The organism is Hymenobacter rubidus (assembly GCF_016734815.1).
Classification (GTDB): domain Bacteria; phylum Bacteroidota; class Bacteroidia; order Cytophagales; family Hymenobacteraceae; genus Hymenobacter; species Hymenobacter rubidus.
The window spans coordinates 1-10,486 of the sequence record NZ_JAERQF010000062.1 but is presented as its reverse complement, the minus strand read 5'-3'; the positions used below and the strand labels follow the sequence as shown (position 1 = coordinate 10,486).

Annotated in this window: 1 protein-coding gene; it reads right to left on the bottom strand. The window is 63.3% G+C overall.

Annotated features, from left to right (window positions below):
* Positions 1 to 9,827: beta strand repeat-containing protein (locus tag JKL48_RS22550; protein ID WP_201987624.1), on the bottom strand; the 9,827-nt coding region annotated here is incomplete at its 3' end.
* Positions 9,828 to 10,486: the final 659 nt, after the last annotated feature.

The following is a 10,486-nucleotide window of genomic DNA, read 5'->3' as shown; positions in this document are numbered from 1 at the left end:
GTCAGGCCCGTGGTCGAGCTAAACGTGCCGGCCGAAGCCCCCGCGCCCAGCACCACGCTGGGGTTGGTGGTGCCGCTCACACAGTAGGTGGCGGATGCGCCATAGCTGAAAGTGGCCACCGCCACGGGCAGAATGGTAACCGATTGCGTGCTGGTGACCACAGCACAGCCGTTGGCGGCCGCGATGGTGTTGGTCACGGTGTAGGTGCCGGCCGTGGAGGTCGAGGGCGAGATAACGCCGGTCGTGGCGTTAATGGTCAGGCCCGTGGTGGAAGTAAACGTGCCGGCCGTGGCGCCCGCGCCGAGCGTGGGCGTCACCGTGGCGGTTTGCCCGGCGCAGATGGTCGTGGCCGGGTAGGTGAAGGCGGCCACCGGCGCTGCCGTGATGGTCACGGTCGAAGTGGCCGTGACGGCGGCGCAGCCGTTGGCGGCCGCCACCGTGTTGGTCACGGTGTACGTGCCGGGCGTGGACGAAGCCAGCGTGATGGTGCCCGTTGCAGCGTTCAGGCTCAGGCCCGTGAGGTTGGCCGAGAACGTGCCGGCCGAGGCCCCCGCGCCGAGCACCACGCTGGGGTTGGTGGTCCCGCTCACGCAGTAGGTCGCGGCCGAGCCGTAGCTGAAGCTGGCTACCGGCGCTGCCGTGATGGTCACGGTCGAAGTGGCCGTGACGGCGGCGCAGCCGTTGGCAGCCACGAGGGTGTTGGTCACGGTGTAGGTGCCGGGCGTGGACGAAGCCAGCGTAATGGCGCCGGTCGTGGCGTTAATGGTCAGGCCCGTGGTCGAGCTAAACGTGCCGGCCGAAGCCCCCGCGCCGAGCACAACGGCCGGGTTGGTGGTGCCGCTCACGCAGTAAGTAGCAGCAGTGCCGTAGCTGAAGGCAGCCACCGGGGCGGCTATGATGGTCACCGGGACGGTGGCCGAACTGCCGCACGCGCCCGTCACCGTGTAGGTCACGGTGTAGGTGCCGGGCGTGGACGAGGCCAGCGTAATGGCGCCCGTCGTGGCGTTCAGCGTCAGGCCCGTGGTCGAGCTAAACGTGCCGCCGCTGGTGCCCGTCACGGTAGCTACGGGAGCCGTTGTGCCGCTCACACAGAACGAGGTGCCGCCGTAGCTAAACGCCGCCGACGTGGCCGGCGTCACCGTCACGCTGGCCGTGGCCGTAGCGGGGGCGCAAGAGCCCGAAGCTGCGATGGTGTTGGTGACGGTGTAGGTGCCGGCCACGGAGGTGGCTAGGTCAATCACGCCGGTGCTGGCGTTCAGGCTCAGGCCCGCGGTCGAGCTAAAGGTGCCGGCCGAAGCGCCGCTGCCCAGCGTGGGGGCCACCGTGCTGGCCGCCCCAGCGCAGTAGGTCGTGCCCGCCGGGTAGGCGAAGGTGGCCAGCGGTGCGCCCGTGACGGTGATGGTTTGCGTGGCCGTACTCCCGCAGGGGCCGGCCACGGTGTAGCTCACCGTGTAGGTGCCCAGGGTCGAAGTTGCCAACGTGATGGTCCCCGTGGTGGCATTAACCGAGAGACCCGTGGACGGCGTCACCGTGAAGGTGCCGCCCGCCGTGCCCGTGATAGTGGGCGTGGGATTGACCCCGCTCTGGCAGAAAGTGCCACCAGCGTAAGCAAAGGCGGCTGAGGTCTGGGGCGTGACGGTCACGGTGCCGGTGGCCGTCACGGCCACACAGCCGTTGGCGGCTGCGATGGTGTTGGTGACGGTGTAGGTGCCGGCCACGGAAGTAGCCAAGTCAATCACGCCGGTGCTGGCGTTCAGGCTCAGGCCCGCGGTCGAGCTAAAAGTGCCGGCCGAGGCGCCGCTGCCCAGCGTGGGGGCCACGGTGCTGGCCGCCCCAGCGCAGTAGGTCGTGCCCGCCGGGTAGGCGAAGGTGGCCAGCGGTGCGCCCGTGACGGTGATGGTTTGCGTGGCCGCGCTGCCGCAGGGGCCGGCCACGGTGTAGCTCACCGTGTAGGTGCCGGGGGTGGACGAGGCCAGCGTAATCGTGCCGGTGCTGGCGTTCAAGCTTAGGCCCGGCGCGGAGGCGAAGGTGCCGCCGGCCGTACCCGTGACGCTGGGCGCCGGGTTGGTGGTGCCACTGGTGCAGTACAACGTGCCGGCCGGGTAGCTGAAGCTAGCGGTTGTTTGCGGGGTAACCGTCACCTGCGTCGAAGCTGTGGTGGCGGCACACGGGCCCGAAGCCGCGATGGTGTTGGTGACGGTGTAGGTGCCGGCCGCAGAAGTGGCCAGGTTAATTACGCCGGTGGTGGCGTCAACGGTCAGACCCGTGGTCGAGGCGAAGGTGCCGGCCGAGGCGCCGCTGCCCAGCGTGGGGGCCACCGTGCTGGTGCTGCCGGCGCAGTAGGTTGTGCCCGCCGGGTAGCTGAAGGCCGCGACCGGAGCCGGGCTGATGCTCAAGGTCTGGGTCGCCGTTACATCCGGGCAGGGCGCCGAGCCGCTGGTGGTCAGCGTCAGCGTGACCGAGCCGGCTGCGATGTCGGCCGCCGAGGGCGTGTAGGTGGCATTGAGCGTGGTGGCATTGGGCAAGAAAGTCCCCGTGCCGCTGCTGGTGTAGGTGCCGCCCGTGGCCGAGCCACCCACCGCGCCGCTGAGCGCGAAAGGCGAAGTGCCGCAGCTGCTGGCCGTGGCGGCCGCGAAGCTGGCCGTGGCCGGCTGCGTCACATTCACCTGAATGGCGGTGCGGGTAGCACCAGCACAGACAGTGCTGATTTGCCAGTTGTAGAAGTAGTAATAGTAGCTCGACACACTGGGGGCTGTGATGGATAGCGCACCGCTGGGCGAGGTATAGGGGTAGCCAGTTGGGTTGGCACCGGCATCGTCACGGAGCAAACCGCTTTGCGTAGCCGAGCTTAGGTGCAGCGTGTATTGGCCAGCCGCTGGCACACTATAGTTCAATGGCACCACGTAAGAAGCGACGCCCGTAGCCGGTCCTGCCGGCACGGCAAAGGCCACGCTCTGGCTGTTCACAATGGCACCCCCGGTGCTGCTGCCCGTGCGCAACGCAATGGTGACCGTGCCGGCCGCCTGGCCCGCATTGAGGAAAACCGTTACCGCCGAGATGGTCAGGGCACGTGTAGTGGTGAAGTACAACGCGCCACCCGTTTGCGGAGTTAAGCCCGTGCTGGATTGAGCCGTTGGCCCTACGCTCTCTGTGCCACCGGTGAAGGCCTCGGCGTAGTAAGTAGTATTAGCGGTGAGAGCCGGCGTGGTGTACGAACCAGGCGTGGTGCTGGTTAGCGCCGTGCCTCCCGTGGCGGCGCTGAAGAAGCGCACATTCGCGCCCGTGCTAGCCGTTGCCGTGAGCGTGGCCGTGCTGCCCGCGCAGATGGTCAGCGGGGTGTTGGTGGTGGCCACGAGCGGGTTGCTTACGGCGATGGTACTCACGTTGGAAGTGGCCACGTTGGTGCCACAGCGCACCAGTGCCCGGTAGTACGTGGTTGCTGTCAGAACGGGAGTCGTATAAGTCGCAGCCGTGGCGCCGGCGATGTCCGTAAAGGTCACGTTGTCCGAGCTGCTCTGGTACTGGATGTTGCCGTTGGCTGCACCGGTCAACGTGAGCGCAGTCGTGCCGCTCACGCAAAGCGCGCTGCTGGTCGAGGAGAGCGTGCCGGCCACCGGAGCGGCTGCCGTGCGCGTTACCGCAGCCAGGGCATCGTTGCTCGTCACCAAGTCACCCTGCACAGTCGCTGTGATGGCAAAGGAATAGGTGCCCAGCACCGACATATCGAGCGTGGGGGCCAAGCTCACGGTCTGGGTAGCGTTAGGAGCCAACGTACCCGTTGAAACAGTTGTTGTCAGGGTTTGCGAGCCACCGGGAGTGGTCACTACCGCCGTCACCGTGGCAGGGTTCGTAGCGAAGTTCAAGGACTGCGAGCCCAGGTTGCTCACCGTTACGCTCACCGTTTCGGCCGCTGAGTAGCAGCCTTGGGTAGCAGTAGGCGTGGCCAGGGCTACCGGAGCCAAGTCGATGGCCAAGGGGCTTCTGACGCTGATGTTATCGAGGTGGAAGTCGTAATCCGGGGTGTCATCCACGGTGCCTTCTGAAGCGAAGAAACCCAAGATGATTTGCTGGCCCGCGTACGAACTCAGGTCGATGGAATAGTTCGTCAGGCTGCCATTGCTGGGCTGGTTACCCGCGTTAAACTGGGCAAAAGTCGGAATGCGAACGAACGTCTGACCACAGTCCGTTGAAATGCGTACTTCCATGAAGTCATCGGTACCGGTCATGCCGGCAGGGTCGGCTGTGAGGGCTGCGAAGTCCGACAAGCCGGCGTCGAATGTGAGCACCGTTGAGGCAGTGGCTAAGAACTTCGGCGACACAATCCAGTCGTTTTTGCCCGTAGTGTACAGGTTAATCCTGGCCGTCGTGTTGCCCGTGCTGCCAAAGCCCGTCTGGCTAGTCCAAGCGGAAGTAGTACCGGTGGGCACTGCTGCCCCCGTGGCTTCGTACCAGCCGGGGAACACCGCCGTTAAGTTGGCACCGGTGTAGCCGGTGAAGGTCACCAGCTGCGGCTGCGCGGCCGCGCCTACTACCGTGCGGGTCACGGTCAACTGGTCATTGCCAGGAGTGCCGTCGCCCGGCGTCGAAGTCGTGATTACGAAGGAGTAAGTGCCGGCGGCTGTCAGGTTCAGCGTGCCCGGCAGCGTTACGTTCTGGCTAGCGCCGGCGGCCAGCGTACCCGTGTTTACCGTCGTCGTAAACGTTTGAGCGGGCCCACTCGGCGGAGTCACCACCACCGTAATGGTCACGGGATTCAAGGCTAAATTTAGCGCGGCGGTGGCGTTGTTAGAGATGGTTACGGTCAAGGCTTCAGTGGCGCCGTAGCAGCCTGCCGCCGCCGGGCCTACCAGCACCGTGGGGGTTATGTCAATCGGAGCGGGCGTGAACTCGTAGGCGCCCATGTCGGGCGTGGCGCTGCGGGTTGCTCCCGTGAAATCAACCGTCACGCCAGTAGTGGCGTCGCCTAGGTTGTTCAACGTGGCCGAAGTAGGCGTTAGGTCGAAGGGGACGGTGGTGGTTTGCGCAAAGTTGGGATTGACACTTACCGAATTAGCTTCCTGGCCGGTAGCGGTGCGCCACGCTGCCAGCGTGGCAGAGCTAGCCAGGGTCGTGCCGTTCAGGTTGCCCACGGCAAAGGTGGCGGCGCCCGTGCCAGCTATGTAGTAGTCGTTGTAGTTGAGCGTCGAGCCGTTCACGTTGGCAGCCGAGGTGTAGTAGCCGAAATACTTAGCCGCCGTTGTCACGTTGGCCGTGATGGCGATGATGTTGTTGCGCACATCAATAGCCGACGTAGCCGTAGAGAATTGTGAGTCACCATTCGATATGGCGGCCGAGTAGCCGGTACCTGCCGTTTGTGCGGCGTTCAGCAACACCGTGTTGAAGTACAGTTTGTCGCCATAGCCGCCGTTGTTGGCAATGCCCAGCACGTTCGGGTTTGAACTAGTGGCTGCCAGCGGCGCCGCAATGTTGTAAATGATGTTGTTGCTGATGGTATTGGCGCTGGCGTTGGTGCTGGTGTTGAAGGCCGTCGAGGCCAGCAAAATACCGTAGCCCACGTTGCCTGACGACGCGCTGTTCGACTGCACGTTGTGAATCGAGTTGCGCGTGATGGTCGACGTCTTGAGCGCACTCAGATTCATGCCTAAGTGGCTAAAAGCATCGGCGCTTACCACGTTCTGAATTTCGTTGCCCTGCACCAGCAAATTTTGCTGACTCACGGCGCGCAGCCCCTCCAGGCCGAAGCCAAAACCGCTCACGTTCTGGCCAATTTGGTTGCCCACGATGGCGTTGTTCTGGTCCGGGTTCGTGGCCGAAGTTCCGTATACGAACAGACCATAGAAGCCCTTAGCCAGGGCATTGTTGGTGAGCGTGTTGTTGGAGTTTGGGGCCGGGGTGCTGGTCGTGGGCGCAGTAACACCCGCGCCGCCGCCGCCCAAGAACGCCGTAAACTGGGGGAAGCCTGCGGCCGAGTTGCCCGTGATTTTGGTGTTCTTAATGGTGTTGAAGTTGGCGCCGTCAGAGGCCGAAGCGGCAGCTATCCACAGCACGGCATTGCCCGTGCCGGTGGCGCTGGTATTGGTCAGGGTAAGGTCCTGGGTAGTGGTGCCATTGTTCGAGCCATCGATGGTCACGTAGTCAGCCCCGTTTAGTTTGAGCACCGCACCCGTAACCACGCTGCCCGTCACAACAGGTGTTACCCCAGCGCTGGGCTTAATGGTGAGCGTGTTGGTGGCGCTGGCGTCAGCGTTTGCGTTTACGACAATGGGGAAAGTTTCGGCCGTTGAATACGTTGCATCCAGGAGCACAAAGGTTACGGCGCCACCCAGCGTATTCGCGTTGTAGGCGGCTACGGCGGCCGTCAGCGTGGCGTACGTGCGGGTGGGGTCGGGCGAGGTACTTGTGCCCACGTAGTAGGTGCCAGCCAGTATCCCCTGAATCAAGAATTGGTTGGGGGCTGTGGGGGCCGTGGTGCCGGGGGGCGTGGCGCCCGAGCCACCCAGCGGGCTGGTCGAAGCGTTGCCGGGCACGTCTTGCGCGGCCACGTAGTACTGCACCACGTCGAAGCCGGCCACGCCGCCAATGAGCGAGTAATCAAACGTGAAAGTGTAAGTGCTGCCGCTCACGCTGGTCGCGTTCACGAACACATAGGCGCCCGTGGTGCCTTTGCGGTAGTACAAGCGCGGGGCGTTGGTGCCCGTGGCCACGCCGCTGGGGTCCGAAATGGTGACCACCAGCGTGCGGTTGGCGGTGCTGGGCGTGCTGCCCAGCGCCGTGTAGCTGATGGTGGGCCCGCTCAGGTCCTGGGGCGTGAATGTCCCTTCGTCGGCGCCCAGGTCGGGCGTCGTGGCGTTGCGCGTGTCGCCGTCAAAGTCGGTGGTCACGCTGCTGATGGGCGTGCCGCCGCCTTCCACCTGGGTCGGGGTGCTGGGGTTGATGTGCAGGTAGGTAGCGGCCGTGCCCGTGGTGCTGGCAAAGGCCACATCTTCCGTCACCGAATTGCTTTCGCGCGGGGCCACCAAGGATTTGTAAGCCACCAGAGTCTGTGCGGCGTTGGTGGCCGTGGTGGTGCCTTCCACGTAAATCAGGTTCGTGGCCGAGGGCGTGCCGGCGTAGTACAGGTTGTTGTTGGTGGTGGTGGCCAGGTTGGCAGGGGCGGTGCCGGCCGTGCCGCTCACGCGGCGCAGGGCGGCGGTGTAGCCGCCCGTGCCCGCAGCCGTGCTCTTGTTCACCACAATGTTGTTGCGCGCGTCCAGCGTGGCGCTGGTCGAGTTCAGGTAGATGCCCGACGTGCCGAAGGTGGCGCCGCTGCTGGCGGCGGTGAGGTAGATGGTGTTGTAGTACAGGTTGTGGGTGGTGCCGCCGCTAATCTGAATGCCGGACACGCCCACCAGGCTGGTGGACGTAGCGGCGCGCAGGTCGCCAATCAGGTTGTTCAGCACCGACGTGGTGGTGCCGCCCGTCAGCCAGATGCCGTTGGCCAGCGTGGCCACGGTGCCGCCCGCGGCGCTGCCCGCGGCCAGGTTGTAGATTTTGTTGCGGCTGATGGTCGGCGAACCCGTCGACGCCAAGATGCCGGTCACGTTCACGGCAATGGCCGAGGCACCTATGCCCGTGATGGTGCTGATGGTGTTGCCCGAGATGTTGATGGCGCCCGACGAAGCCGTCGAAATGCCGAAAGCGTAGCCGCCAGTAGTGGTGGCGCTCACCGAAATGGGAGCCGTGGCGCCGCCGATGACGTTGCCCGTCGTGGTGCCCACGTTTACGTCGCCGGTGCTCACGTAAATGCCCGACAGGATGCCGTAGGTGGTGCTGGCGCCGCTGCTGCTCAGCCACGTAATGTTGCCCACGGTATTGCCCTGCACGTTGGTGGCCGTACCGGTGGTGGTGACTAGGTAAATGCCGGCATAGCGGTAGGTCGTCGCCGTGCCCGTGATAGTGAGCGGCGTGCCGCCCAGGCTCGGGGCCGAACCGCCGATGAAGTTGCCCGATACGGTGTGGCCGTTGTTGGCATTGATGAAAATGCCGTACATCGTGCCACTCACCCCGGCGCGACTCGCCGTTTGGTACAAGCTGTTGCCGCTGATGGTCCAGCCGGCGCCCGACTGGTTCAGGTAAATGCCGTAGGTGCTGCCCGAAGCGTAATAGTTGTTGAACAGGTTGTTGTTCAGAATACTGTTGCGGGCGTTCAGGGCATTGCCGCCATAAATCAGCGTCACGGGCGTGGTGGCCCCGTCGCCGATGTTGCAGTACTGCACCGTATTGTCGCTGTTGCCGGTGGTGGTCACCGTGCCCGTGAAGTTGACGTCGGGCGAGCCCGAGTCGCTGGTGCCCACGCCCTTGACTTGGACGTGCTGCACGGTGTTGAAGGTAGCGTCGCTGGTGAACTGCAGCGGAATGCCGCTAGTGCTGGTGCTGCTGATGGTGAGGTCGGTGGCCTGGGCCGCGCCGCTCACCGTCGCGCCCGAACCACCGGGGCGACCGTCAATAATCAGGTATTTACCGCCCGTAATGCTCATCACGGCTACTGCAGTAGTGCCCGTAATGCTGAGGTTGTTGGCACCAGCTGCCGGCCGCACCGTCACGGTGTTGGTAGCCGTAGCGCCGGTGTAGTTATACACCAACGGGAAGGTTTCGGTGGTGCTCACATAAGCCGCCTGCAGCTCCAGCACCAGCGGGCCGCACAGGCCGTTGTTGTTGATGGCGGTAAAGGCCGCAGTCAGCGTGGGGTAGTCGGCCCCGGCGCTGGGCCCGACGGATTTGGTTCCGCAGAGCACCGACACCAAGGTGGTCGCCGTAGCCGTGGCCGCCGTCGAGGGCACTCCTTCTGAGTTGGCGGTTACGCGGTAGTAGTACGGCGTGTTGGGAGCCAGACCCGTCTGGGCCAGCGTCACCGTCGAGCCGGTACCGGTGGTGGATGTCGTCGCCACCGTTCCCACTAAGGTAAAGGTCACGTTGTCGGTCGAGCGGTAAACGGCGAATGTGAATTCGTTGGTCGAGTTGTCCAAAATGTTCACGGTCAGGCTGGTCTGCGTGAGAGCGGTAAACGTTACCGTAGGTGCGGCGGGGGCAACTGTAGTTGGCATGAAGGTGAACACTGTGCGCGCCCCGTCGGCAGTCGAGTTCAGCACCGGCACGACGGCGTTGTCCGGCAGTGTGGTGGTCGTGGCCGACGTCACCGTGGCGTCGTAAGTCGGCGTCGTAGTAAAGGTTTTGACCAACCCAATCTGGCCTGCGCTGGTGCCAGCCGAAATAAAGATGGAGCGCACAGTCGATGTACTGTTGTTGTACATTGCCCCGTAGCGGTACTCCACCTTTCCCGTGTTTTCTTCCAAAATAGCCTGGACCAAGCTACCGGTACCCGTCGAGCCGTAGGGAATTCGCAGCGCGTTCCATTCGATTACCAGGGTCCGGTTGGTGCCCGCCACCACTTTGTAGTGGACTTTGCCAGTGGCCAGCACCGCATTGTCGCCGCCGAAGGGCGCCAAAATGGCCGCCCCCGAGGTCGGCGCTACGGCCGTGCCCGAAATGGCGGTGGCCCCCAGGCGCAGCTGCCCGTTGGAGTTCACGCTGAACTGCGTGTAGGGCGTGCCCATGAACACGAAGGTGAACCCCAGCGGTTGCACCGTCGACGCCACGTCGTCGTAGTACGTGCCGGTGGCCAGCGCGCTGGTCGTGCCGCTCGACATATCGACCAAGGAGCCGGTACTACTGGTAGTGAATGCGTAGTTAGCCGTGCTTTGGGCCCAGGCAATCGAATTGCTCAGCAGCGTCAATAAAGCTACCACCAACCACCGGCTGAGCCGGTTAGCAAGTAAGGGTTTATGCATAAAAGTGTGGGATATGTGAGGGAAGAGGTGAAAAATGACTGTTTAAAAGAATGAAAGCACCTCACCGCGCTTCATCCGAAGGCAAATGGGGCTGTAAATTAAGCATTATTCGAGCGCATAGCAGTAAGCAATTGATTGATTATGCCGTTTTTACCCGAAAGCAGGATGGGCGTTTACAAGTAAATCCCGCCGGGTAATTGCATTAAAAAATGTTGGGGTCTTGGTAGTCAATGAAGAATTATTTATTCGATATCGTATTGGCTGCTAAGGCCATGAAATAGCACAGGATGGTTATTGGATGAAAAAGGCGACGGGTGAACGGCTGTATACTAATTGACTTTATACCTTATTCCGGCAGAGGCTATTGGCGCTTTTATCCCTTTATAAATTATGAAGCGGTTCAGGAAGGGTTTCGCTTGCCGGTCCGACGCCGTAGGCGTCCGACCGGTCGTCGGTCAACGGCCGTTGGCGCCTGGTTTGGGGGGCCACCGGTCGGACGCCTACGCCGTCGGACCGAGCGGAACCTACTTCCTAGAGCAGATTCGGGGTCGGTGTACTGTAGCGCGAACTTTGCAGTTCGTGCCCCCGCGCCAGTCGCTTCGATAAGATGATGCGGGGACGCGAACTACACAGTTCGCGCTACTTCCAGCGCCTGTATA